Below are 23,504 nucleotides of genomic sequence, written 5' to 3' on the forward strand. Positions count from 1 at the left end.
GTAACATGTTTGGCGGGGCGACTGACGCAGCGGCGCCCTTCCCTCCGCCAGCGTCGGTGATCTATGCCGGAAGGGTTCAGCCACGGAGGCCGTCATGCGCGACGAGGATCTGCAGCCCATCCTGGAAACCGTGCGTCGGCTCTGCGCGGAATTCCCGGGTGGCTACTGGCGGGCGCGGGACCGGGAACGGACCTATCCGACGGAATTCGTTCAGGCTCTGACCAAGGCCGGCCTGCTCGGCGTGTTGATCCCCGAGACCTATGGGGGCAGCGGTCTTGGCCTGTCGGCGGCCGCCGCCATCCTGGAGGAGATCCACGCCAGCGGCTGCAACGCTGCGGCCGTCCACGCCCAGATGTACACCATGGGCACCGTGCTACGGCACGGCAGCGAGGCCCAGAAGTCCCAGTGGCTGCCGAAGATCGCCACCGGCGAGGTGCGGCTGCAGGCCTTTGGCGTCACCGAACCGGGCGCCGGCACCGACACCACCGCGATCACCACCACGGCGACACGTACGGGCGACACCTACCTCATCAACGGCCAGAAGGTGTGGATCAGCCGGGCCGAGCATTCCGACCTGATGGTCCTGCTGGCCCGCACCACCCCGCGGGAGGAGACGGCCAAGAAGACCGAAGGCCTGTCGGTCTTCCTGCTGGACATGCGCGAGGCGGTCGGGCGCGGCCTGACCATCAAGCCGATCCGCACCATGTTCAACCACGCCACCACCGAGCTCTTTTTCGATGATCTGGAAATCCCGGCCTCAAGCCTGATCGGCGAAGAGGGCAAGGGCTTCCGCTACATTCTCGACGGCATGAACGCCGAGCGCATCCTGATCGCCGCCGAGTGCATCGGCGACGGGCGCTGGTTCGTCGACAAGGCGCGGGACTACGCGACCAGCCGCGTGGTTTTTGGCCGCCCCATCGGCCAGAACCAGGGGGTCCAGTTCCCCATAGCCCGGGCCTACGCCCAGGTCCGTGCGGCCAGACTGATGACCTACGAGGCCGCGGCCCGCTACGAGGCGGGCGAACCGGCTGGCGAAGAGGCCAACATGGCCAAGCTGCTGGCCTCGGAGGCGTCGTGGGCGGCGGCCGACATGTGCATCCAGACCCATGGCGGCTTCGGCTTCGCCGAGGAGTACGACGTGGAGCGCAAGTTCCGCGAGACCCGCCTCTATCAGGTGGCGCCGATCTCCACGAACCTGATCCTGGCCTATCTGGCCGAGCACGTGCTGGGGCTGCCGCGCTCGTACTGAGAGCGAGCCTAGTCGGTGAAGACCACCGTCTTGGCGCCGTTCAGCAGCACACGGTCCTCCAGGTGCCAGCGCACGGCGCGAGCCAGGACCCGGCGCTCGATGTCGCGGCCCTTGCGGATCAGGGCGGCGGGCGTGTCCCGGTGGCTGATCCGCTCGACGTCCTGCTCGATGATCGGACCCTCGTCGAGGTCGGCGGTGACATAGTGGGCGGTGGCCCCGATCACCTTCACCCCGCGGGCGTGGGCCTGATGATAGGGCCGTGCGCCCTTGAAGCCCGGCAGGAAGGAGTGGTGGATGTTGATGCAGCGGCCCTCCAGCTTGGAGGCCAGCCCATCGGACAGGATCTGCATGTAGCGGGCGAGCACCACAAGTTCGGCGCCGGTGGATTGGACCAACGACCAGAGCGCGGCCTCCTGCTCCAGCTTGGTGTCGCGGTTCACCGGCAGGTGGTGAAAGGGCAGACCGCTGAGATCGATGCTGGAATAGGTGTCGGCCGGGTGGTTCGACACCACCGCGCAGATGTCCATCGGCAGTTCGCCGCGACGCCAGCGCCAGACCAGGTCCGACAGGCAGTGGTCGGCCTGGGACGCCAGGATCATCACCTTTCGCCGCACCTTCGGATCACGCAGCGTCCAGTTCATGGCGAACTCAGCGCCGATGGGCGCAAAGGCCTCCCGCAGATCCGCAGCCGGCGTCTCGCCGGCCTCGAACACCACGCGCATGAAGAAGCGGTCGGTCTCGACATCGCCGAACTGCTGGGCGTCGATGATGTTGCCGCCGCGGTCGAACAGGAAGCTCGCCACCCGGCTGACGATGCCGGGCCGGTCGGCGCAGGAAAGGGTCAGGATCATGGATCGGCTGACTAGCCTGCGCGGGCGATCAGCACCACCACCAAGACCGCGATCACAACGCCAAGCGCCAGCCGCCACAGGGGCGCTGGCCGCAACTCGCCCTCAAGCCCCGCAGTCGCGTCGCGCCCCGTCACCATGGGTCCCACCAGGTTTCGGCGCTTGAACAGCGCATAGGCGGCGATGGCCACCAGATGCAGGGCGACCGCAGCCTGGAGCAGGCGGAAGTTCAACTCATGCAGGTCTGCGGCTTTCCGGCCGGCGTCGAAATCGACGAAGCGGGCCAAAGGTCCGGATTCCATGCCATCGACATCGACGGCGAACAGGCCAAGCCCCACCTGCGAGATCAGCAGGACGACGAGCAGCACCACGCTGAGCGCGCCGAGCGGGTTATGGCCAAAGCTCGCCGGCGCCCCGCGCCAGCCTCGGACATAGGCGAGGACCGCCCCCGGCCCCTTCACGAACTCGGAGAACCGGGCCGTCGATCCGCCCGCGACGCCCCAGTAGAGGCGGAAGATCACCAGGCCGAGGATTCCGTAGCCGGCATAGCGATGGATATCCATCCGCTCGCCGCCTGTCAGCCAGGCGACCACGACCAGGACGGCCAGGGCCCAGTGAACGAGGCGGGTGGGCAGATCCCACACCCGCACCCGCGCCGACGGCGTGCTGGACGCCATTCTATTGCTCGGCGCGGAAGTTGTCATGGCAGCCGCCGCAGCTGGCGCCGACCACCCTCACATGGGCCTGGAGGCCTGCGACATCGCCGGCGGCGGCCAGTTGCTGGAGCTCGGTCGTGGCCCCCACCAGGCGCTGCTGGGCCGCCGCGAAGCCTTCGGGGTTGGTCCAGACGGTCTCCAGGGCGTCGGTCTTGACCCCGTCCTGAGGGCCCGAGCCCGCCGGAAACCAGTTCGGAATCTGCTGGGCCAAGTCGTGCATGCGCTCGGCGGCCGGGGCGATCTGCGCCATGTCCGGCGACCCCGACTTCAGCTGGTCATTGATGAGCTTGAACGAGGCGCCCAAGGCCTTGTAGCCCTCCTGGCGCTCGACAACGATGGGCGGGGCGGAAGCCTCGGCTGTCTCGGTTTCGCCGGCCTGTTGGCCGCAGCCGGCCACCAGCAAGGCCAGGGTCACGGCGGTCAGGCCCAGACGGGCGCGGACGGTCAGGTCGGCAAGCGACGGGACGCTCATGGGCTCTCTCCTCGGCGGGCGCGCCAGGCGCGCGTTTGATCGAGTCTGAAGCCTAGTGTGGCACAGGTCCAGCGCCAGCGCTGCTCAGCCCAAGGCCCAATCGGTTCGACCCGACGCCCAAGCCCTGGGCGCAAAGGCATCGGAACCGCTGTCTTGCGGGGCGCATTGTCCAGCTATGCAGAGGGAGAACCTGAGAATGACATCGATGAATCGCGCCCGCCTCACCGGCCTTGCGGCCGCCGCTGGCCTGGGGCTGGCGCTGGCCGCCTGCGGTCAGGGCGAGACCACTCAGGCCGGCGACCGGCTCGACGGCGCGGCTGCGCCGACCTATCCCGGCGAGGGCGCAGCCGGTTTGGTCGACAATGAAAGCGGCGCCATGACTGAAGCGCCTGGCGCAGACGCCGCGGGCGGCGGCACCGGCCAGACGCCCGGCTATGGGGAACCTGGCGGCGCCCCCAGCGAAGCCCACAGCGACATGTCTTCGCCCCCGAGCGTCGCAGAAAACCCGCCGCCGAACTGAGGCGCCAGGCCAGCTCGGTTCCAGCGGCCGCCAGGGTGGGCGTTACGTCGTGGCGAAGAAGCCATGCTCGCCGCTCACCCGCACGAGGCAAGGGCGGCCCTGGTCCTGAGAGGCCCGGGCGCGCTTGTTCGCGGCCGCCTTGGCTTCTTCCTTGTCCAGGCTGTGATCGGAAAAGGCGCCCTCATGTTCGACGGCCCAGAGTCCGTCATGGCGGGCCACGGTAATGACGATACGATCCCGAATTTCGCGCATGAATGGCTCCTGAAAGGTCCGGCCTTGGCCTCAACAGGGCGACAATCGCGAAGAGGGCCGATCGGCCAGAACATGTAGTTTGTCTTACTACAGTATATGTATTTTCCCCAAGAGTCCGGACCTTGTGGAAAACATTCTTGCCATTCCAGTCAATTTTGTGCGATAAAGGTCCATCGAATATCGTTTTGGCTCGCCTAAAATCCACCGAACGAACTACGTACGGACCACTGGACTCCTCGACCCTCTCCGAAGATTTGATCGCGCAACCCCTCTTGGGCGCGTGAATATTTAGACCCGGAAAGGGATCAACATGAGCACTGGAACCGTGAAGTGGTTCAACGGCCAAAAAGGTTTTGGCTTTATTCAACCCGATGACGGCGGCGCCGACGTTTTCGTCCACATTTCAGCCGTGGAGCGCGCCGGCATGGCCTCGCTGCACGAGGGCCAAAAGCTTGGCTTCGAAATGCAGCGCGACGCCCGCAACGGCAAGATGTCTGCGGCCAATCTCCAGGCGGCCTAAACCCTCGCCTGAACACCGAACGATCGGAGGGCCGGCGCCAGCGCCGGCCCTTTTTCGTGGCTGCGACCGACATGGGAGCCTCGGGAGCCTGGCGAGGCCTCAGCCGTTCCGCTGACGACAGATCCGAGGACTTCTCAGATGGCGACGACTTGGGTGATCGAGATTCGGCTCGGCGAACGGCCGGACGCAGCGCCCCTCCGCCGGGCGGTGGTGGACGCGCGGAGCGAGGCGGAAGCCCTCCGTCTTGTGCTGGGGCAGGCTGAGGCCGACGAAGCTCGGACACGGGCTGGCCTGGATGACGGCCAGGAAGAGGTGTTTTCGCAGGCCGAGGCCGCCAAGGGACGCCCGGAGCATCATTCCGGCGAAAACGATACGGGCCGAGCTTAGCCGGAACCCCATCCCTCAGGGCGGGTTAGGCCCTTATGATCGACGCTCCCCAGGCCCAAGAGCGGCCATCAAAGCCCGTTGTCCTGATCACCGGGGCCGGCGGCAACCTTGGCGCAGCCCTGGCGAGCGGCCTGTCCGGCGCCTACGAAGTGGTGGGCCTCGACCTCAAGGGCGATAGCGACACCTTCCCCCTGATCGAGGCCGACCTCACGGACGCGGAATCGATCACCCAGGCGTTGGAAGAGGTGCGACAGAGGTTTGGGGGTCGCCTGGCCAGCGTGATCCATCTGGCGGCCTATTTCGACTTCAGCGGCGAAGACCATCCGCTTTACGAGAAGCTGAATGTCGAGGGGACGCGCCTCCTCCTTCAGGCCCTGCAAGGGTTCGAGGTCGAGCAGTTCGTGTATGCGAGCACCATGCTGGTGCACGAGCCCGTTCGCCCGGGCGAAGTGATCGACGAAAGCCAACCCCTCGACCCCCGATGGATCTACCCCCAGTCCAAGGCCGCCGCCGAGGCCGCTGTCGCCAAGGCCCATGGCCGCATCCCTTATGTGCTGCTGCGCCTCGCCGGCGTCTATGACGAGGCGAGCGCTGTCCCCACCCTGTCGCAGCAGATCGCGCGCATCTACGCCAAGGACTTCGAAAGCCACCTCTATTCCGGCGACACCGATGTCGGTCAGGCGATGGTGCACAAGGACGACATGGTCGAGGCCGTCGTGCGCACCGTCGACCGCCGGGGCGATCTGCCCGGCGACGCCGCCATTCTGGTCGGCGAGCCCGACGCCCTCTCCTACCAGGAGATCCAGGATCAGGTCGGTCAACTGATCCACGGCGAAGACTGGCTGACCTTGCAGGCGCCCAAACCCATCGCCGCGGTGGGCGCATGGGCGCAGGAAAAGCTGGAACCCATCATCCCCGACGCCCTCGACCAGGGGGAGAAGCCCTTCATTCGCCCCTTCATGGTGCTGATGGCCGACGACCACTACGCCCTGGACATCAGCCGGGCGCGAGACTGGCTGGGCTGGACGCCGCGCCACCGCCTGACCGACGTTTTGCCGGCCATGGTCGATGACCTGAAGCGTGACCCCAAGGCCTGGCATGAGGCTCACGGCGTTCCCGTCCCGCCGTGGATCGACGACGCCGCGGCGGAGGGGCTCGATCCCGAGGCTGTGCGTCGGACCCATGAGGACGAGGTTCAGGCGGCCCACGGCGCCAGCCGCTGGGCTCACCTGACCGTCATGGCCCTGGGCGCCTGGCTGATCGGCGTCTCTCCGCTGCTGGGCGTCGGCGACAACCGGCTGCTCGCCAGCCAGGTGATTTCGGGGCTCGCCCTTGTCGTCCTGGGCGGCCTGTCCTTGAGCGCACGGTTCTGGCTGGCGCGTTTTGGCGCTGCAGCCGTCGGGGGCTGGATCGTCTTCGCCCCCATGCTGTTCTGGACGCCGTCGGGGGCCGCCTTCCTCAACGCCTTGCTCGTCGGCGGCCTGGCCATGGGCCTGGCCATGAGTGTCCGCCCCGACCCCGGCGTCTCGCCGGTGGCTGAGCTCGATGGCCCGACGACGCCACCGGGCTGGACCTACAATCCGTCCGACTGGGCCCAGCGGCTGCCGATCATCGGTCTGGCCATGTTCGGCCTGTTCTTTTCGTTGTCCCTGGCCGCCTACCAGCTTGGACACATCGACTCCGTCTGGGAGCCGTTCTTCGAGGGCGGGCCCGGACCCAAGAACGGCACCGAGGAGATCATCACCTCGGAGGTCTCAAGAGCCTGGCCTATCCCCGACGCCGCCATCGGCGCGCTGGTCTACGCGCTGGAGATCGTCACCGGGATCATCGGCTCGCGCCGCCGTTGGCGCACCATGCCCTGGCTGGTGATCGCCTTCGGCCTGATGATCGTGCCCTTAGGCGTGGTGTCGGTCGGCTTCATCATCATCCAGCCGATCGTCATCGGGACCTGGTGCACCCTGTGCCTGATCGGCGCGGCGGCCATGCTGCTTCAGGTGCCCTACGCCATGGACGAATTGATCGCGAGCCTGCAGTTCCTGGCCCGACGCAAGCGGGCGGGTCATCCGATCCTGCGCACCCTGCTCCGCGGCGACACCGATGACGGCCCGGCCGAGCCCCCGGTCGATGAACTGGCCCGCCCCTTCGGCGCGATCGCCAAGGACATGGTGCAGGGCGGCGTGAGTCTGCCCTGGAACCTCGCCCTGGCCGCCCTGATCGGCGTCTGGCTGATGTTCACCCGCCTGACGCTCGAGGCCAGCGGCGCCATGGCCGACGCCGACCATCTGATCGGCGCCCTCGTGGTGACGACGGTCGCCATCGCGGCGGCCGAGGTGACGCGGACCGCGCGTCTGGCCCTGCCGCTGCTGGGGGTCGCCCTGCTGGTGACGCCGTTCACCTTCGATGGCTCGAACGGCCAGACCATCGCCAGCCTGGTGTGCGGCCTGGCGCTGATCGCCCTGGCCATTCCGCGGGGACCGATCATGGCGCGCTATGGCCGATGGAGCCGCCGGATCGTCTAGCGGCGTGTATCCACAGCCGCATACCGGGGACCAGAGCCGCGAGACGGCGGGGCTTCGGCCGCGGGCTCCACCGACTCGATATAGGCGACGATGTCGGCCATTTCGGCGCTGGTCATATAGATGGGCGGCATCTCGCCATGCCCTTCCCGGGCGATCTCAGCCAGGCTGCGCTCCAGGCTGATCGCCGTATGACGCATTCTGATGCTGGCGAAGGCGGGCGCGACGGCGTTGGGGCTGGCGCCGCCGCTCGCCACCGCGTGGCAGCCGGCGCAGGCGCGCAGGACGAACTGCTGTCCCCGTTCGGCCGCGGGGCTCAAGGGGACCGGCGTGGGTCTATCCACCGAAGCGCACGCGCTCAGCGCCGCCGTCAGGATCAGGACCATCAGGACATGGCGCATCGGAAAGGCCTCTCGCGTGACGCTGATCCGAGCCTAGCCGATCTTCAGCCCCCTCGCGCCTCCGTAGTCCTACCTAGGCGCCCGACCGGAATTTTCGCCCCGCCCGTTCGCGTTGATCCTCCGCCTCACAAGACGAGAGGAGCAACCCATGTCTGTCCACGACCTCTACCTGGCCCTGGTTCTGGCCACGTTCGGCGCCTTCGGCGTCACCCTGCTGGGCGTCAGCACCTGGTCCAACCTGCGCAAGCCCTGATCGCGTCTCAGGCGGCGCGCGTGCTCCAGGCCACCCAGGCCGCCACGCCGACAAGACCCACAGCGAAGGCGCCCTGCACGCTGCGCGCGCGACCTGCCTGAGCGATCCAGCCATAGGCGCGCGCCCCCAGCGCCACCAGGCCGAGGTGGATCACCACCGAGACAGCCAGATGGATCACGCCGAGGGCCAGAAAGGCGCCCGGCCCGTCGCCAGCCCCGGCAGGCATGAAGCTCGGGATGACGGTCAGATAGAAGATCAGGGCCTTGGGATTGAGCACATTGGTCAGGAAGCCACGCCGGATGTCGCGCCAATCCCCCCGGCCGACCTGGCCCAGCTCTGCGGGCTGGGTGCGTGTGCGCCAGGCGTCGAACGCCAGCCAGAGCAGATAGGCGACCCCGCCCCATCGCAAGGCCTGATAGAGCGCCGGCTGGCTGACGGCCAGCTGCGACAGACCCGCCGCCGCCGCGACCAGGTGGGCGGCGAGGCCCAGCGTCACCCCGACCACCGTCAGGAGGCCGGCGGCCAGCCCGCGTCGCGCCGAGACCAGGGCGAGGTAGCCCATGTTCGGACCCGGCGTGAGTTCGATCACCATCGCAGCGAGCAGGAACTGAAGCATGGGCGACAGCAGCATGAATGGTCCCCCTCTCGACTGTCCGAACCGATGAGGCCGGCGCCACGTGCGGCTTGCCAAGGCCTGGCCGCCCTTCTACCGCATCTGGTCATGCCTTGGCTCACCCAGGAACGTCGGCACGACAAAGCGGCCTGGCGGGCCTATGCCTGGACTGTGGCGGCCCTGGCGGCCTGCGGGGGCGCCCATGTCCTCGTGCAGCCGCTGACCGAGGGGCGGACCCTCTATCTGATCTTTCTGCCGGCCGCCGTCGTCGGCGGGCTTGCGGGGGGATTTGGCCCTGCCCTACTGGCCACCCTCGGAGGGCTCGCCATCGTCGCCGGCCTCGGCGGGCCGGGCCTTTTCGCCGACCCCGCCAACCTGCTCGACAGCGCCCTCTATCTGGTCGCCGGGCTCTGCATCGGCGCCGCCGGGCACGTCCATCAACGCAGGACCGCCCAAGGCGGCGCGGCCATTCTCCATCTGGCCGAGAGCGAGGCTCGCCTACGGTCGATCCTGGAGACCGTGCCGGACGCCATGATCGTCATCGATCACCAGGGCGTCATGCGGGCCTTCAGCCTGGCGGCCGAGCGTCTGTTCGGATGGCGCGCGGACGAGGCCATCGGCCGGAACGTCTCGGCCCTGATGCCCAGCCCCTATCGCGAACAGCACGACTCCTATCTCGCCCGTTACATGCAGACCGGCGAACGGCGGATCATCGGCATTGGCCGGGTCGTGGTGGGTGAGCGCAAGGACGGTTCGACCTTCCCCATGGAATTGGCCGTCGGCGAGATGGAGACCAGCGGCAACCGCTTCTTCACCGGCTTCGTCCGCGACCTTACCGAACGCCAGAGCACCGAGCGGCGGGTGCAGGACCTCCAGTCGGAGCTGGTGCATGTGTCCCGCCTCACGGCGCTGGGCGAGATGGCCTCGGCCCTGGCGCACGAGCTGAACCAGCCGCTATCGGCGATCGCCAACTATGTGAAGGGCTCGGAGCGGCTGCTGGACGCAGCTGAGCCCGACCGCGCCAAGATCAAGGGCGCCTTGTCCAGCGCCGCCGACCAGGCCCTGCGGGCCGGCCAGATCATCCGACGCCTGCGCGACTTCGTGTCCAAGGGCGAGGCCGATCGGCGGATCGAGAACCTGCCGCAACTGCTCGAGGAGGCCGGCGCCCTGGCCATGATCGGCGCCAAGGAGCGCGGCGTGCGGCTGCGGTTCGACCTCGACCACACCCTCGACCTCGTGCTGGCCGACAAGGTGCAGGTCCAGCAGGTGGTGCTGAACCTGATGCGCAACGCCATCGACGCCATGGAGACCTCGCCCCGGCGGGAGCTGACCGTCGCCACCCGGCCGGCCGACGACGAGATGGTGGCCGTCATCGTGAGCGACACGGGCCCCGGCATCGCCGTCGAGATGGTCGATCAGCTCTTCCAGCCTTTCGTGACCACCAAGCCGCAAGGTATGGGTGTGGGCCTCTCGATCTCGCGAACGATCGTAGAGGCGCACGGGGGGCGGATCTGGGCTGAGCCCAATCCTGGCGGTGGCACGGTGTTCCGGTTCACCCTTCGCGCGGTGCGGCGTGAGGAGTTGGAGAGCGATGGCTGAGTTTGTGGTCCATGTGATCGACGATGACGAGGCCATGCGCCAGTCGCTGGCCTTTCTGTTGGACACGGCCGGCCTCAGCCCCCTGACCTACGAATCAGCGCCTCAGTTCCTTGACGCCCTGGACAGCGCCCCCGCCGGGGTGATCGTCACCGACATCCGGATGCCGGAGATGACCGGCCTGGAGCTGGTGCGGCGACTGAAGACCCGGGGCGCCCCTCACCCTGTGATCATGATCACCGGCCATGGCGATGTTCCCCTGGCCGTTGAAGCCATGAAGGCCGGGGTGGTCGACTTCCTGGAAAAGCCCTTCGACGACGAGAGTCTGCTTTCGGCCATCCGCGCGGCGCGGGACGTCGGGGCCGGCGAAAGCCAGGACCCCGAACGGGAGCGGATTCGAACGATCCTCGACAGCCTCTCGCCGCGGGAGCGGGAGGTCCTGGGCGGCGTCGTCGATGGCAAGCTGAACAAGGTGATCGCCCACGAGCTGGGCATCAGCCCGCGGACGGTCGAGGTCTATCGCGCCAATGTCATGTCCAAGACCGGCGCGCGTGGGCTGTCAGAGCTGATCCGCATGGTTCTGCTCGTCAGCTAAGCTCCAAGTCTTGAGCGCGTTTCGTTCCGATAACCGGTGTCACCTATCGGAACGCGCCCTGAGGCGGCCTTGCGCTGAATCAAGGCGGTGTCGGCGACGATCCAGGATGGATCGGCTTCCGCCCACTGGTTCGCGTTCATCATGCCCGCCGTCAGCCGTCCCGCCCCCACGATCATCCTGCTGGACGACGATGCGGCCCTGCGTCAGGCCCTGACCTTTTCCCTGGAGATCGAGGGCTACCAGGTGATGGCCTGCGAGACCGGGGATCAGCTGATGGCCCAGGTGCTGCCCGACCACGACGCCTGTCTCGTGCTGGACTATCGGCTGGAGAACGGCACCGGCCTGGACACCCTGGAGACATTGAGAGCGCGCGGCGTGGCCCTGCCCGCCATCCTGATCACCAGCCATCCCAAGGCCAGCGTGCGCGAACGGGCCGCCAGGCTTCAGGCCGCGCTCGTCGAGAAGCCGCTCCTGGGAGACCTGCTGCTCGCCCGCATCCACGACATCCTGCCCCTGGGGCTCTAGACGGCGGCGGCGCCCAGGCGCCGCGCCCGCGCCAGCCACTGGAGCCGTCGGCCGGGATCGCGGCCCTCGGCGGGACCGAAGGCCGTCTCGCGGATCGGTCGGAAACCGGACACCCACAGCACGCCGCGACTGACGCACTTCAGGCCGTGGGCGAAGAAGACCAGGCGGAAGATGGCCGCCGGCATGCCCATGGTGACGATCACCCGCGCCGAACGGCCGCTCAGCAGGCCCTTCACGCCTTTGGCCTCGCCTGGGGCGGACAAGGCCACGCCATAGCGGAACACCTGCTCCAGAAAGGCCTTGAACGCCGCCGGCGGCGCGCCGAGCCAGAGCGGATAGATCAGCACCAGATGGTCGGCCTCGCGCAGGGCCTGCTGCAACTCCGCGACGACAGGGCCAGGCTCGGCCATGAAGTCGGCCTGGGACCCGATGGACGGCAGATCCAGCGCGCCCACTTCCACCCGCCGGACGATATGCCCGGCGGCGGTCGCGCCCTCGGCATAGGCGCTGGCCAGGGCCGAGCACAGGCGGTCTGGCCGCGGGTCGGGGTGACCGTTGACCAGCAGGATTCGGCGCTTCGCGGGGGCTTGGGCGGTCATCGGCGTCTCCGTTCGCCCCAACCTTTCCGTTTGATCGCCGCGTTCGCCTTGACGGGGGTCAAGGCGGCCCTCCGTACGGCTACTTAGGTGAAGTCCCCGAATTTCGAGGCGACGGCTGCAGCGCGACTATGGGTCAACGGCTCAAGGAACCCCGCCATGACCCTCGACTACGCGCCTTCCGCACCCGTCGCCGCCACCGCCCTTGCTGATGTGATGGAGCGCCTGGGCCTGCGGATGAACTTCGCCAAGGATGAAGAGATCTTCTGCCAGGATGAGGAGGCCGACCTGACCTACCTCGTCGTTTCCGGCGCGGTGCGGACCACGCGCCTCCTGAGCGACGGCCGCCGCCAGGTGGGCAGCTTCTACTATCCGGGCGACCTGGTGGGACTGGAGACCGGGGACATCCACAGGTTCTCCGCCGAGGCGCTGAGCGACAGCGTCCTGCTGGTGGTCAAGCGCAGCGCGCTCAAGGCCTTCGCCGGCGACGAGGCCGTGGACCGCGCCATCTGGGAGGCCACTCGCCTCGAGCTTGAGCGCACCCAGGAGCATCTGCTGGTGCTGGGTCGCAAGACCGCCTGCGAAAAGGTCGCCTCCTTTCTCATGGACCTGGCCGGGCGGGAGGGGGCCCAGCGGAACGCCGGGGACCACATCTCTCTGCCCATGGGCCGCCAGGACATGGCCGACTATCTCGGACTGACCATCGAAACCGTCTCGCGGATGCTGACCCAGCTTCAGGGCGCCGCCGTGGTCGAGTTCGAGGGTTGCCGTCGCTTCCGTGTGAAGCGTTGGGATGCGCTGGAACGTCTCGCCGAATAGACCCCGGCCGGCGACTTGCCCAGATCGCCGAACGGTTTCGTCGAGATAGGAGCCTCTGGACCGGACCTCCATCGCCTCGGTCCCGGTCTCCAGCTTCAGCGCCCGCCGGCGCGGCTATCCCCCTGCCCCGTATGATACCGGGACCGCAGAGCCGCGCCGGCGATCTTCTTCCACCGTCTGTCGCCTGGAGCCTGCCCTTTCGGGGGTGGGCTCCCCCTTTTCCGCCTGCGCCTGCACTGCCTTTGACCTGGGTCAGGGCGTTGCTCGCGGCGCATCAGCAGGCTCAGCCCCATGACCGTGCTCTACAATCCCCACGCGCCGGCCGATGCGCACCTGATCGCCAAGTACGATGGCCGCGCGCCCCGCTACACCAGCTATCCGACCGCGGTGCAGTTCACCGCCGATGTGGATGAGGCGACCTATCGCGGCTGGCTCGCCGCCCTGCCGCCGGGCGATCCCGTCTCGGTCTATATGCACATCCCGTTCTGCACGCGGCTCTGCTGGTATTGCGGCTGCAACACCCGGGCGGTGACCCGCCACGAGCCGATCCGCGACTATGTCGCCCTGCTGATGACCGAGCTTTCCCTGCTGGAGCAGGCCCTGCCGGCGCGGATGGCGGTGGGGGACATCCACCTGGGCGGCGGCTCGCCCAACATGCTGAGCGTCGAGGAGCTGGACCTGATCTTCGCGGGCCTCCGCAGCGCGTTCGCCGTCGCCCCCGACGCCGAGATCGCCGCCGAACTGGACCCCGCCGTCCTGTCGGGGGACTGGATCGCTGCGGCCGCCCGAAACGGCCTGTCGCGGGCGAGCCTGGGGGTCCAGAACCTGGCGCCCGAGGTGCAGAAGGCCGTCAATCGCCAGGAGCGGTTCGAGGAGATCGCCGACTGTGTCGAAGCCCTGCGGGCGGCCGGCGTCGCGTCGATCAATCTCGACCTGATGTACGGCCTGCCCCACCAGACCACCCGCAATACGCTCACAACCCTGGACGCCGTGCTGACCCTGCGGCCCGAGCGGCTGGCCCTGTTCGGCTACGCCCACGTGCCCTGGATGAAGGCCCACCAGCAACTGATCGATGAGGCGGCCCTGCCGGGCCCCGCCGAGCGCCTGGAACAGAGCCAGGCCGCCGCCGAGCGGCTGAAGGCCGAGGGCTATGTCCAGATCGGCCTCGACCACTTCGCCCTGCCGGACGACGCCCTGGCCAAGGCCGCGACCCACGGCGGCCTGCACCGCAACTTCCAGGGCTACACCACAGACCTGGCCGGCACGCTGCTGGGCCTCGGCGCCTCGGCGATCGGAACCACGCCCGGCGGCTATGTGCAGAACGTCACTCAGGAGCTGGGCTGGCGCCACGCCGTGGCTGACGGGAAGCTGCCCATCGCCCGCGGCGTGGTGGTCAACGCCGAGGACCGTTTCCGCGCCGACATCATCGAGCGACTGATGTGCGACTTCGCCGTGGACCTCGTCGCCGCCTGCGCACGCCACGGCCGAGACCTGTCCGAGCTTGAGGACTCCATCAGCCGGCTGCACGACTTCCTGCAGGATGGCCTGGCGACCTGGGACGGGTGCAGGCTCACCGTGACGCCCCGGGGACGGATGCTGGTGCGCTCAATCTGCGCCCTGTTCGACGCCTATCTGGCGCCGGACGCCCAGCGCCACGCCAAGGCGATCTGAGACCGCGTCGGGGCCCTGACATTTCAGGTCAAATGTCCTAGGTCCTGCCCCTGGAGCATTGGCGAGGAGTTGGCCCATGAGCGTCTGCGTCCTGGGCGGCGTCAATCTGGACCATGTGGCGCAGGTGGCGGATCTGCCCCGCCCCGGCGAAACGGTCGCCAGCCGCAGCCTCGCCCAGTTTCCCGGCGGCAAGGGCGCCAACCAGGCCGTGGCCGCCGCCCGGCTGGGGGCGCAGGTTCGGTTGCTGGGCGCTGTAGGCCAGGACGGCGCCGGCGACTTCATGCTGGATTTCCTCACCGGCGCGGGCGTGGACGTGAATGGCGTGCGGCGTGAGGCCGACGCCCCCACGGGCCAGGCCTTCATCACCGTCGATGAGACCGCGCGGAACATGATCGTGGTCGCCGCCGGCGCCAACGCACTCTACGGCGCAGAGGCGGCGAGGGCCGCCGACCTCGGCGGGGCCGGCGTGATCCTCACCCAGTTCGAGGCGACCCTGGCGGCCATCGAGACGATCTTCACCCGGCCTGAAGCTGCGGGCGCGCTGAAGATCCTCAACACCGCCCCGGCCCTGGCCGAAGGGGCGCGCCTGCTGGCGCTGGCCGACATGCTCATCCTCAACGAGACCGAACTGGCGAGCTTCGCGGGCCTGGCCGCCGAACCAGCTGACCCTGAGACCGCCATCGCCGCGGCGCGCGGGCTGGCCAGGCCAGGCCAGACCGTGCTCGCCACCCTGGGCGCGGCAGGGGCCGTGGCGGTGCGTGGGGACGAGGTGTTTCGCGTGGCGGGCCTCCGCCAGCGGGCGGTGGATACGACGGGCGCTGGCGACTGCTTCTGCGGCGCGCTCGCTGCGAGCCTGGACCGAGGCCTCGCCCTGCCCGACGCCATGGCCTTCGCCAACGCCGCTGCGGCGCTGTCGGTCACGCGGGCCGGGGCTGCGGCCTCCATGCCCACCGCGGTTGAGGTGGCAGCGCTGCTGGCGACGGCTTAGGCGCTCAGGTCCGCCGCCGCGTCGCCGATGGCTGCGCGGCGGTACTCCCGCGGCGATTGGCCATAGGCGCTGCGAAAGGCGCGGCTGAAATAGGCCGAGCCGTTGAAGCCCCAGCGGAAACAGATTTCCGAGATCGAGAGCTGGGCGCAGGCGGGGCTGGCCAGATCGGCCCGGCAGCGCTCCAGGCGCCGACCGCGCACATAGCCGGTGAAGCTCTGCCCCTGCCCGGCGAACAGCTTCTGGAGGTAGCGGGGCGAAACGCCGTCCTCGTCAGCCACCCGGCGCAGGGTGAGCTCCGGCTCGGCCAGCAGAACCTCGATGGTCTGCCGGACCCGGTGCATCTGGACCGCACGCGCCCCCTCGGCCCCACCCCGCGCCGCCGGCCCGCCATCCTGGGCCAGGCAGGCGACGAGGAACTCGGTCAGCGCCAGTTCGACGGGGCGAAGCTGGTCGGATGTCAGTTCATCCAAAGCCTCAGCCGTCGCTCGCAACAGGCCTGAAAAGACGTGATTAATACCCTCTCCGGCCGCCAGATGCCCGAGGCGCAGGGCCGAGGGCGCCAGCAGCCTATGGTCCAGGGCCACCCGTGGCGCGGTGATGAACAGCAGGCGAAACCGGCTCTCCAGGCGCAGGCCGGCCGCCTGGCCCGTGGGGCCATAGACGATGTCGCCGGCCGCCATGGGGATCTCGCGACCGGCGTCCAGCAGGGTCGCCTCGCCCTCCAGCAGGACGGCCATCCAGATGGCGGCGGGCTGGTGCGGATTACGGCCGGAGATCACCTGCGGCGTCGACGCCACCACCGAAAACTCGACGCCCATGGGCGAGGTCAGGCTGGACACCTGGGCGTGGAAGGCCCCCTCGGCCGGCAGGTCGCCCACCGGCAGGCGCAGGCGCTCCATGGCCTCGCGCCAGGCGTCCCGGCGCTCGGGTTTCAGATAGGCGTCGGTGGTGAACTGCCAGGCCTTCAAGGTCTCGCCCTAGGTGGGATCTCTCACGGATCCCTTGGCCGGAAAGATGCCGCGGGGGATGCGCACATGGATGCCCTGGGTGCCGTCCACCACCTGGGTGATGGAGAAGTCGGCCGCCACGCTCATCAGCGAATAGGCGTCGTTGCGCGACAGCCCCTGCTGCTCGGTCAGCAGGCCCAGCATGTCGAGGGAGGCGTTCTTCATCGCCCGGTTAAGATCTGGGTCGAAGCCATGGACAATCCACCAGTTCGGCGTCTCCAGCAGGGGCGACGGGAAGGTGAAGTCCTTGCGCAGGACGATCTGCATCAGCACGTTCAACGAGGCCTCGATGGCCGTACCGCTGATCTCGCCATCGCCCTGGCTGACATGGGGATCGCCGATCGAGAACAGGGCGCCGTCCACCTGTACCGGATAGTACATGGTCGCCCCGGCGCCGATGCGCCAGTTGTCGATATTGCCCCCATGCAGGCCCGGCGGAATGGTGCTGACCCGGCCATTCACGTTCGGCGCGACGCCGGCCGTGCCCAGGTGAGGCCGCACCGGCACCCGCACGCCGGGCAGCGCCCCCTGACGGTCGCAGACCGGGCAGTTGGTGATGGTCCCGGGCGTCAGATACTTTCCCGGGAAGTCGTAGGCATAGAGGGCGCTGGCGGTCTGGGCGTTGGGATCGAGTTCATAGATGGTCACCCGCTCCTTCTGGTCGAACTCGTCATAGAGGTGGCCCCAGTTGGCCGCGAGGTTGGAGCCGTAGTTGCAGCGCGGGACCATGCGCAGATAGCGCACCTCCAGCATGTCGCCAGGCTCGGCGCCCTCAACGTAGATCGGGCCGGTCATGATGTGGACGCCGGGATTGCGGTCGGCCTCGGGGATCTCACGGAAGATGGCGGTGACCGCCTCGTCCATCATCAGCTCGGGATCGTCGCCCGCGTGATGGGTGATGGCCTCGGCCTGCACCAGGTCGCCGCTCTTGATCCTCAGGGCGGGCCCCCGCGCCGGATCGAAATAGCCCCAGTGCACGGTCTTGGACGTGGCGTTCAGGGTGTGCAGGGCGCCCGGCAGGGTGTCGGCCCGGGTCTCGGTCGGCTCGCAGATAAAGGCCATGAGGCGTCCTTGGGAAAGCTGGAAATCAGGCGGCCTGGGCGGCCGGGCGGCTGTCGAGCATCACCGTGGTCATGCTGAGCGAGCCGTGCTCGATGTGGTCGGGGCCGAAGACGGCGCGGTCGCCGGGCATCCGGGCGCCCAGCGCATAGAGCAGCGGCCAGTAGTGGTCGGGCGTGGGCACGGAACGGCTGGCCGCCTCGCCGAAGGCCTCATAGGCTACCGCCGCCTGCGGCTCATCGTTGGCGATGGCGGCCTTGATGTGATCGTTGAAGGCGGCGGCCCAGTCGAAGGCCGGGCGGTGGCGGGCGCCCCAGTCCATGGCCGGCAGGTTGTGGACGATATTGCCGGTGGCGACGATCAGCACGCCCTCGTCGCGCAAGGGGGCGAGCTTGCGGCCCATCTCATAGTGCCAGGCCGGCGGCTTGCTGGCGTCCATCGACAGCTGGACCACCGGCACGTCGGCCTTGGGATAGGCCTTGCACAGCACTGACCATGTCCCGTGGTCCAGGCCCCAGCCCTCGTCCTGGGCCACGGGCAAGGGCGCCAGAAGCTCAGCGACGCGGCGGGCCAGGGCCGGATCGCCGGGCGCGGGGTACTGGACGTTGAACAGGGCCTGGGGAAATGAGGCGCCGAAGTCGTGGATGGTCCGCGGCTGGGCCATGGCGGTGACGCCAACCCCGCGGGTCAGCCAGTGGGCCGAGACGCAGAGGATGGCCTTGGGCTTGCCGATGGACTCGCCGATGGCGTTCCAGGCCGCCGTGGTGTCGTTGGTCTCGATGGCGATCATCGGGCTGCCGTGGCCGAAAAAGACCACCGGCAGGCGTTCGGCCGGCGCGCTCATGCCGGGACCCCGACCGGCGCTGTGGCCGGCGCCCCGCCGGCATCGGCCCGCATCGCCTTCCACGTTTCCTGATAGCGCGGCGTCAGCCAGCGGTTGAAGGCGATCTGGGCGCCCTCCTGCCAGGAATAGCGGCCGCGGATGGCGAAGCGCGAGCGCAGGCCGGCCTGCACCAGGCCGTCCACGTGCAGGTCCTGGGAGATGATGGCGCCGGCCGCGGCCATGTTCATGGCCAACTTGTGCTCGAACGCCGGGTCTTCCATGGCGCCGGGCGCAAACAGCAGGCCGGTGTCCATCTCGTGGGTCTCGGCCCCGTCGGCCCGGACGATCAGATAGATCACCATGTCGCTGGTCACCACGAGCGACAGGGTCGGCGGGATGTTGGCGAAGGTCATCCGGTTGCGGTCCACCTCCGTCAGCTTGGGGAAGACCGGCAGCAGCGCCTTTTGCGTCACGTTGAAGCTGGCGTCGGGGTGCAGGGTGCCGTTGAAGCGCAGGTATCCGGCCGCGCCCTCAGGCGGATCGGGGAACACCGACTGGGCGCTGGGGACGAAGTCGTGCAGCGGCCCCTGGTGCAGGCGGCTGGCGTGGTAGCCGTCATTGTTGTTCTCGAACATCACCTTCCAGTTCCAGGGGAACTTGGCGGGCGCGTCGGGGCGCGGCCCCTCGGCGTTGGCCAGGTCGTAGCCGGCCAGCGCCGTCTCGATCTCGGTCAGGCGCGGCGCCAGGGGGGCGGCGGCCAGGTCGAAATTGATGAACACGAAGCCCAGCCACACCTCGACCTTGAACCTGGGCAGGGCGATCTTGGTCTTGTCGAAGCCGCAGGTCTGCTCCATGGCCGGCGCATTCACCAGCTTGCCGTCCAGGCCATAGGTCCAGTGGTGGTAGGGGCAGACGAAGCCGCGGGTGTTGCCGTGGCCCTCGGCCACCAGCATGGCCCGGTGCTGGCAGACCGAGCTCATGGCCACCAGTTCGTTCTTGCGCGTGCGGGCGACCACCACAGGCTCGCCGATGATCGAGGTGGTGAAGTAGTCGCCGGCCTCCTTCACCCACGACTCGCGGCCCACACAGAGCCATTCGTGGTTGAAGACCGCCTCCTTCTCGAACTCATAGAAGCCCGCGTCCACATAGCAGGCTGGCGGCAGGGTCTCGGCGGTCTCAAACCCCTCCATGGAGGTGGCCAGCCCATCGAAGAAGGCGTCGTTCAAGAGGTGCGCGCGCATGCTTTGGACCCTCGGCTTCCGGTTCGGTCGAGGCCTTGACGGTAGGCGCCAGGGTGGGGCCGGTCTTGCACCAGCGCGCACGACAACTTGGCCAGCCGGCAGCCAAAGAGCCCGATCGCTTCATTTGCAGGCGACGGTGATCAGGCTCTGGTCAAAGGCTCCGGCGTCTGCGGAGGGTGGGGCAATCAAATGTGCGCGGATGGACAAGACCTGACCTGCGCCCTCCGTCTAAGGTCATCGCCAGACCTGCCGGAGCCTGAAAGCCGATGACCACCGCCGTCCAACTCAAGACCCGCGAGCTGAAGCCCGGCTTCGGCGCCGAAATCCTCGATGTGGACCTCGCCCGCGCCGACGCCGAGACCCTGGCCGGCGTGGTCGACACCTTCCACCGGCACGGCGCCATCCTGCTGCGCGGCCAGGACATGATGCCCCAGCAGCTGGTGGACTTCGTGGCCCTGTTCGGCGAGCCCGAGGATCACACCCAGAAGCAGTTCACCCTGCCCGGCCACCCCAAGGTGTTCGTGCTGTCCAACCGCGAGGTGGATGGCAAACCCATCGGCGCGCACAATGACGGCGTCGGCTGGCACACCGACTATTCCTACAAGGCCAAGCCGGTGATGTGCACCATGCTCTATGCGGTGGAGGTCCCTGACGAGGGCTCCGACACCCTGCTGGCCGACGGCTGCGCGGCCTGGAACGCCCTGAGCCCCGAGCGGCAGAAGGAGCTGGACGGCCTTCGCCTGCACCACTCCTACCAGCACTTCATGGCCACCCGCGAGTTCGGCCGCCAGGAGCTGTCGGAAGAGCTCAAGCGCGACAACCCCGACGTGGAGCATCCCCTGATCCGCACCCACCCGGCCGATGGGCGCAAGGCGCTGTGGCCGTCGACCGGCACGGTGACCGAGGTGGTGGGGATGGAGAATCCCAAGGGTCTGGAGCTGGTGGACGAACTGGTGGAGTTCATGACCAGCGAGCCCTTCGTCTTCCGCCACAAGTGGCAGGTGGGCGACATTCTGATGTGGGACAACCGCTGCACCCTGCACACCGGCACCCTCTACGACGACACCAAGTACTTCCGGACCATGCACCGCCTGTGGGCCAAGGGCGACGCGCCCTACTGACATGGCGCGCACCTGGTTCATCACCGGCGTCAGCGCAGGCCTTGGCCGCGCGCTCGCCCTCGCCGCGCTCGAGGCCGGCGACATCGTGGCCGGCACGGTCCGTAAGGCCGCCGACCGCGACGCCTTCGCAAGCCTCGGCCCCAACGCCCACGGCTTCATCGCCGACGTCACCGATGAGGCCGCCGTCGCCGCGGCCGTCGCCGGCGCAGAAGCGCTGTCTGGCGGGATCGACATCCTGGTCAACAATGCCGGCTACGGCCTGACCGGGGCGGTGGAGGAGACGAGCCTCGATGAGGCCCGCGCCCAGTTCGAGGCCAATGTCTTTGGCCCCCTGGCCGTGCTGCGCGCCGCCCTGCCCGGCATGCGCGCCCGGCGCTCAGGTCATGTGATCAACATCACCTCGGTCAGCGGCCTGGCCGCCTGGTCGGGGACCGGCGTCTACTGCGCCAGCAAGTTCGCCCTGGAAGGCCTGGGCGAGGCCTTGGCCCAGGAGGTGGCGCCTCTGGGGATCAAGGTCACCAATGTGGCGCCCGGCGGTATGCGCACCGACTATGCCGGCCGCTCGCTGACCCGGGCGGCCCGGCTGATCGACGACTATGCCGACACCGCCCACATGGCGCCCAAGCTGCTGGCGCAGCACGCCGGCCAGGAAAGCGGCGACCCCGCCCGCGCCGCCCAGGCCATCCTGAAGATCGCCGGCGCCGAAGACGCGCCCCTGCGCCTGCTGCTGGGCGCCGACGCCCTGCACTACGCCATGCGCAAGATGGGCCAGATGACCACCGAGATCGGCGACTGGGCCGGCCTCTCCACCAGCATCAGCTTCCCCGAGACCTGACGGCTCATCCCCTTGACCGTCAGCCCCTCCCCGCCGCGGCCGCCGCTGGCTGCGGCGGGGGTTCGAGAGGATGGGCGGCGGTTTTAACAGCGGGCACCCTAGTGACGTGCTGGGCCCCTAACCGATCGATCTAGCTTACAGACTGTCAAAGCTGCATGCTTTCTGTGCGACCTCACTCGGATATAAGGAAGGGCTCTGCTATGCGTTCAACCATCGCACGCAAATCCTTGTACTTAAGCTGGAAGAACTCCCTCTTGCCGCTCAAACGGTAGGGTCCAAGCGCCTCATGGATTAACCGCTCAACAGCGAGCGGCTGGGTAACTCGCCATTCTTCGACTACTAGGAACTGATCAGGCTGACCGGTGCTAGCCGACAGTTCCTGCGCACGGTCGTCAGTGGAGCGTGTAGTCATACCAATCTTGAATACGTCACGTGCGTGGGCGGCAGAACGCAAAGTGTAAATCCAGCCATCGTCCGCGCCGCCGACGCCTAGGTCGACCACATCGATACGAAGTTCCCCTGCCTGTTCTAGGGACGGGGACTCCAGCCATGTAAGGTCCTTGGTCACCCACGTCTTGCCATGCAGCACATTATCGTGCTTGTCAGCGCCAACGCTGTCGGCGTCTAGAGCTTTCCAGTATCCGGATGTCTCTCGCTTCAATCCACTGCGCTTTAGGGTTGCCGCCACTTCCCGATTCAACGGCTCCGTAGAAATTGTAAGCACCTCTCGATAGAGCGGCCGATGGACTCGCTCTAAGTGATTTATCTGAGAGGAAACTCGCAGTGGAAGCTTCTCTGTGCGAAGCCGGGTTGGGTGGCGCTCCACCCTTACGTCATCAATCGCCGAGTCGAAGTAACCCGGCAGACCGCAAAGCTGGACCGTCAGCTCTATTAAGTCTGCATACTCTTTCAGACGCGAATCGTTGGATTCCTGATAAGATTCATGATCTTCTGGTATCAGGATACGCAAGTCTTCGTACACAATTGGATCGTCGTGCGCGACGAGAAACGCGTCAGATCGTTCTTGAAGCAGGTAAGTTGAATGCCTCTTACGACCATCTATATCGATATGCATTAATACCAGAAGCGGCGCTCGAGACTGGTCACCAAAGAACGGCTCTGGACTTAAGTCCTCCTTTTCGATGCCCTCCAGCAAGAACTCCCTTCCGGGCCAGATTTGCATAGGGCCCCTGGAGGGTTCCGAGTCCGATGTCACGGCGTCTGCCGGCTCTCCAAACAGCGAACAGACAGAAAGAATTGATCCCTGCCGAACCATCGCCAACCCGCCAAACAGCACCTGGCTGAGTCCAGGCAGCTGAACGCCCGATGGGCTACCCAATTGATTAAATGCATAGATTTTAAATTCATCTAGGCGCGCCAAACCATCCCAATCGAGCTCCACGCCCGGAGTGGTGAGGTGGTCTAGGTATTGAGACAGCGCAAATGCATGCATCGTCTCCGGAAGCAAAACAAACAACATCGCCAGCTCATCTGGCTCTATGAATCCCTGCATCACGTTAAATGACAGGGGCTGCTCCGCACCGAACGTTTTGAACGTTCTATTGTTATACTCTAATAGAAAATATCTTAGATAGTTGTCTATATACCCACCAACGCCGTTTGCGCGGTATGCGTTCGCCAACGCTTGAGTGCGTCTGGCTTGCTCTTTGAAGGCCGGGGTATGCCGAACCTGCTCATATTGGGCCTGAAGGACCGGGTCATCAGGTCTTATTGAGGCCGCTTTCATGAATGTCATGAAACGAGCCGAACGCGCGCGAGCGTAGTCAGAAGTCATAGCGCCGATCGATATGGGCGATGAGCCAAGGCCCTAGGCAGCCGTCAGCCTACCAGCGCATAAGCGCCCAATGGAAGGACCAGTTC

Annotated in this window: 25 protein-coding genes; 13 read left to right on the forward strand and 12 right to left on the reverse strand. The window is 67.4% G+C overall.

Annotated features, from left to right (window positions below; all coding sequences use genetic code 11):
- The first annotated feature begins 94 nt into the window (after positions 1-94).
- Positions 95-1,249: an acyl-CoA dehydrogenase family protein gene (locus tag Q8L83_RS15230; protein WP_305288372.1), complete on the forward strand. Its 1,155-nt coding sequence runs from the start codon at positions 95-97 to the stop codon at positions 1,247-1,249.
- A gap of 8 nt (positions 1,250-1,257) precedes the next feature.
- Here Q8L83_RS15230 and purU read toward each other — a convergent pair whose 3' ends face one another.
- Genes purU through Q8L83_RS15245 form a run of 3 tightly spaced genes read right to left on the reverse strand, consistent with a single transcriptional unit; the run spans position 1,258 to position 3,285 of the window.
- A complete protein-coding gene (purU, locus tag Q8L83_RS15235) occupies positions 1,258-2,100 on the reverse strand; it encodes a formyltetrahydrofolate deformylase (RefSeq protein WP_305288374.1) in 843 nt (280 codons plus the stop codon).
- Positions 2,101-2,111: 11 nt separating this feature from the next.
- Positions 2,112-2,774, reverse strand: coding sequence for a cytochrome b/b6 domain-containing protein (locus Q8L83_RS15240; RefSeq protein WP_305288375.1), 663 nt, complete (start codon positions 2,772-2,774; stop codon positions 2,112-2,114).
- 1 nt (position 2,775) lies between these two features.
- On the reverse strand, positions 2,776-3,285 hold the full coding sequence (locus tag Q8L83_RS15245) for a cytochrome c (RefSeq protein ID WP_305288377.1): 510 nt from the start codon (positions 3,283-3,285) through the stop codon (positions 2,776-2,778).
- A gap of 196 nt (positions 3,286-3,481) precedes the next feature.
- Between Q8L83_RS15245 and Q8L83_RS15250 the strand changes: the two genes are divergently transcribed.
- Entirely contained in the window at positions 3,482-3,805 is a 324-nt protein-coding gene (locus Q8L83_RS15250; RefSeq protein WP_305288379.1) for a hypothetical protein, read from the forward strand.
- Between the two features lie 42 nt (positions 3,806-3,847).
- On the opposite strand, the gene Q8L83_RS15255 is transcribed toward Q8L83_RS15250, so the two are convergent.
- On the reverse strand, positions 3,848-4,057 hold the full coding sequence (locus tag Q8L83_RS15255; RefSeq protein WP_304715857.1) for a DUF2188 domain-containing protein: 210 nt from the start codon (positions 4,055-4,057) through the stop codon (positions 3,848-3,850).
- Positions 4,058-4,367: 310 nt separating this feature from the next.
- Between Q8L83_RS15255 and Q8L83_RS15260 the strand changes: the two genes are divergently transcribed.
- The 3 genes from Q8L83_RS15260 to Q8L83_RS15270 all read left to right on the forward strand — a co-directional run bounded on the left by Q8L83_RS15260 (position 4,368) and on the right by Q8L83_RS15270 (position 7,483).
- Entirely contained in the window at positions 4,368-4,577 is a 210-nt protein-coding gene (locus Q8L83_RS15260) for a cold-shock protein (RefSeq protein WP_296562956.1), read from the forward strand.
- 138 nt (positions 4,578-4,715) lie between these two features.
- The gene (locus Q8L83_RS15265) at positions 4,716-4,964 is read left to right on the forward strand and encodes a hypothetical protein (RefSeq protein WP_305288381.1); all 249 of its coding nucleotides are present in this window, start codon (positions 4,716-4,718) and stop codon (positions 4,962-4,964) included.
- Between the two features lie 35 nt (positions 4,965-4,999).
- Positions 5,000-7,483: a vitamin K epoxide reductase family protein gene (locus tag Q8L83_RS15270; RefSeq protein ID WP_305288382.1), complete on the forward strand. Its 2,484-nt coding sequence runs from the start codon at positions 5,000-5,002 to the stop codon at positions 7,481-7,483.
- Here Q8L83_RS15270 and Q8L83_RS15275 read toward each other — a convergent pair.
- Both Q8L83_RS15275 and Q8L83_RS15280 read right to left on the reverse strand, forming a co-directional pair.
- The gene (locus Q8L83_RS15275) at positions 7,480-7,881 is read right to left on the reverse strand and encodes a cytochrome c (RefSeq protein ID WP_305288384.1); all 402 of its coding nucleotides are present in this window, start codon (positions 7,879-7,881) and stop codon (positions 7,480-7,482) included. The two genes, Q8L83_RS15270 and Q8L83_RS15275, sit on opposite strands and share 4 nt — an antisense overlap.
- Positions 7,882-8,141: 260 nt before the next feature.
- Positions 8,142-8,765 carry a LysE family translocator gene (locus Q8L83_RS15280; RefSeq protein WP_305288386.1) on the reverse strand — a complete coding sequence of 208 codons (624 nt, stop codon included), beginning with the start codon at positions 8,763-8,765 and terminating at the stop codon, positions 8,142-8,144.
- Between the two features lie 90 nt (positions 8,766-8,855).
- Between Q8L83_RS15280 and Q8L83_RS15285 the strand changes: the two genes are divergently transcribed.
- The 3 genes from Q8L83_RS15285 (at position 8,856) to Q8L83_RS15295 (ending at position 11,463) form a co-directional block, all read left to right on the forward strand.
- The gene (locus Q8L83_RS15285) at positions 8,856-10,346 is read left to right on the forward strand and encodes a PAS domain-containing sensor histidine kinase (protein WP_305288388.1); all 1,491 of its coding nucleotides are present in this window, start codon (positions 8,856-8,858) and stop codon (positions 10,344-10,346) included.
- The gene (fixJ, locus tag Q8L83_RS15290; RefSeq protein ID WP_305288390.1) at positions 10,339-10,938 is read left to right on the forward strand and encodes a response regulator FixJ; all 600 of its coding nucleotides are present in this window, start codon (positions 10,339-10,341) and stop codon (positions 10,936-10,938) included. Before Q8L83_RS15285 ends, fixJ begins: the two co-directional genes overlap by 8 nt.
- A 141-nt stretch (positions 10,939-11,079) precedes the next feature.
- The gene (locus Q8L83_RS15295; RefSeq protein ID WP_305288392.1) at positions 11,080-11,463 is read left to right on the forward strand and encodes a response regulator transcription factor; all 384 of its coding nucleotides are present in this window, start codon (positions 11,080-11,082) and stop codon (positions 11,461-11,463) included.
- Here Q8L83_RS15295 and Q8L83_RS15300 read toward each other — a convergent pair.
- Positions 11,460-12,062, reverse strand: coding sequence for an NAD(P)H-dependent oxidoreductase (locus tag Q8L83_RS15300; protein WP_305288394.1), 603 nt, complete (start codon positions 12,060-12,062; stop codon positions 11,460-11,462). The genes Q8L83_RS15295 and Q8L83_RS15300 overlap by 4 nt on opposite strands.
- A 156-nt stretch (positions 12,063-12,218) precedes the next feature.
- On the opposite strand from Q8L83_RS15300, the gene Q8L83_RS15305 reads away from it, so the two are divergent.
- The 3 genes from Q8L83_RS15305 (at position 12,219) to Q8L83_RS15315 (ending at position 15,537) form a co-directional block, all read left to right on the forward strand.
- Positions 12,219-12,878, forward strand: coding sequence for a helix-turn-helix domain-containing protein (locus Q8L83_RS15305; protein ID WP_305288396.1), 660 nt, complete (start codon positions 12,219-12,221; stop codon positions 12,876-12,878).
- Positions 12,879-13,169: 291 nt separating this feature from the next.
- Positions 13,170-14,549: an oxygen-independent coproporphyrinogen III oxidase gene (gene hemN, locus Q8L83_RS15310; protein ID WP_305288398.1), complete on the forward strand. Its 1,380-nt coding sequence runs from the start codon at positions 13,170-13,172 to the stop codon at positions 14,547-14,549.
- Positions 14,550-14,625: 76 nt separating this feature from the next.
- Positions 14,626-15,537 (forward strand): ribokinase, encoded by a 912-nt coding sequence (locus tag Q8L83_RS15315; RefSeq protein WP_305288400.1) that lies wholly within the window; start codon positions 14,626-14,628, stop codon positions 15,535-15,537.
- Here Q8L83_RS15315 and Q8L83_RS15320 read toward each other — a convergent pair.
- Genes Q8L83_RS15320 through Q8L83_RS15335 form a run of 4 tightly spaced genes read right to left on the reverse strand, consistent with a single transcriptional unit; the run spans position 15,534 to position 19,667 of the window.
- Positions 15,534-16,505 (reverse strand): helix-turn-helix domain-containing protein, encoded by a 972-nt coding sequence (locus tag Q8L83_RS15320; RefSeq protein WP_305288402.1) that lies wholly within the window; start codon positions 16,503-16,505, stop codon positions 15,534-15,536. The genes Q8L83_RS15315 and Q8L83_RS15320 overlap by 4 nt on opposite strands.
- Positions 16,506-16,514: 9 nt before the next feature.
- Positions 16,515-17,606: an acetamidase/formamidase family protein gene (locus Q8L83_RS15325; RefSeq protein WP_305288404.1), complete on the reverse strand. Its 1,092-nt coding sequence runs from the start codon at positions 17,604-17,606 to the stop codon at positions 16,515-16,517.
- 25 nt (positions 17,607-17,631) lie between these two features.
- Positions 17,632-18,447 carry a 4,5-DOPA dioxygenase extradiol gene (ygiD, locus tag Q8L83_RS15330; protein WP_305288406.1) on the reverse strand — a complete coding sequence of 272 codons (816 nt, stop codon included), beginning with the start codon at positions 18,445-18,447 and terminating at the stop codon, positions 17,632-17,634.
- Positions 18,444-19,667 (reverse strand): aromatic ring-hydroxylating dioxygenase subunit alpha, encoded by a 1,224-nt coding sequence (locus Q8L83_RS15335; protein WP_305288407.1) that lies wholly within the window; start codon positions 19,665-19,667, stop codon positions 18,444-18,446. The genes ygiD and Q8L83_RS15335 overlap by 4 nt, the downstream gene beginning before the upstream one ends.
- A 266-nt stretch (positions 19,668-19,933) precedes the next feature.
- Between Q8L83_RS15335 and Q8L83_RS15340 the strand changes: the two genes are divergently transcribed.
- Positions 19,934-20,788, forward strand: a complete 855-nt coding sequence (locus Q8L83_RS15340; protein ID WP_305288409.1) for a TauD/TfdA family dioxygenase — start codon at positions 19,934-19,936, stop codon at positions 20,786-20,788.
- Position 20,789: 1 nt separating this feature from the next.
- A complete protein-coding gene (locus Q8L83_RS15345; RefSeq protein ID WP_305288412.1) occupies positions 20,790-21,623 on the forward strand; it encodes an oxidoreductase in 834 nt (277 codons plus the stop codon).
- A gap of 172 nt (positions 21,624-21,795) precedes the next feature.
- Here the strand turns inward: Q8L83_RS15345 and Q8L83_RS15350 are convergent, their stop codons facing one another.
- The gene (locus Q8L83_RS15350) at positions 21,796-23,418 is read right to left on the reverse strand and encodes a GIY-YIG nuclease family protein (protein ID WP_305288414.1); all 1,623 of its coding nucleotides are present in this window, start codon (positions 23,416-23,418) and stop codon (positions 21,796-21,798) included.
- Positions 23,419-23,504: the final 86 nt, after the last annotated feature.

It is taken from the genome of Phenylobacterium sp. (assembly GCF_030680185.1).
Lineage (GTDB): Bacteria > Pseudomonadota > Alphaproteobacteria > Caulobacterales > Caulobacteraceae > Phenylobacterium.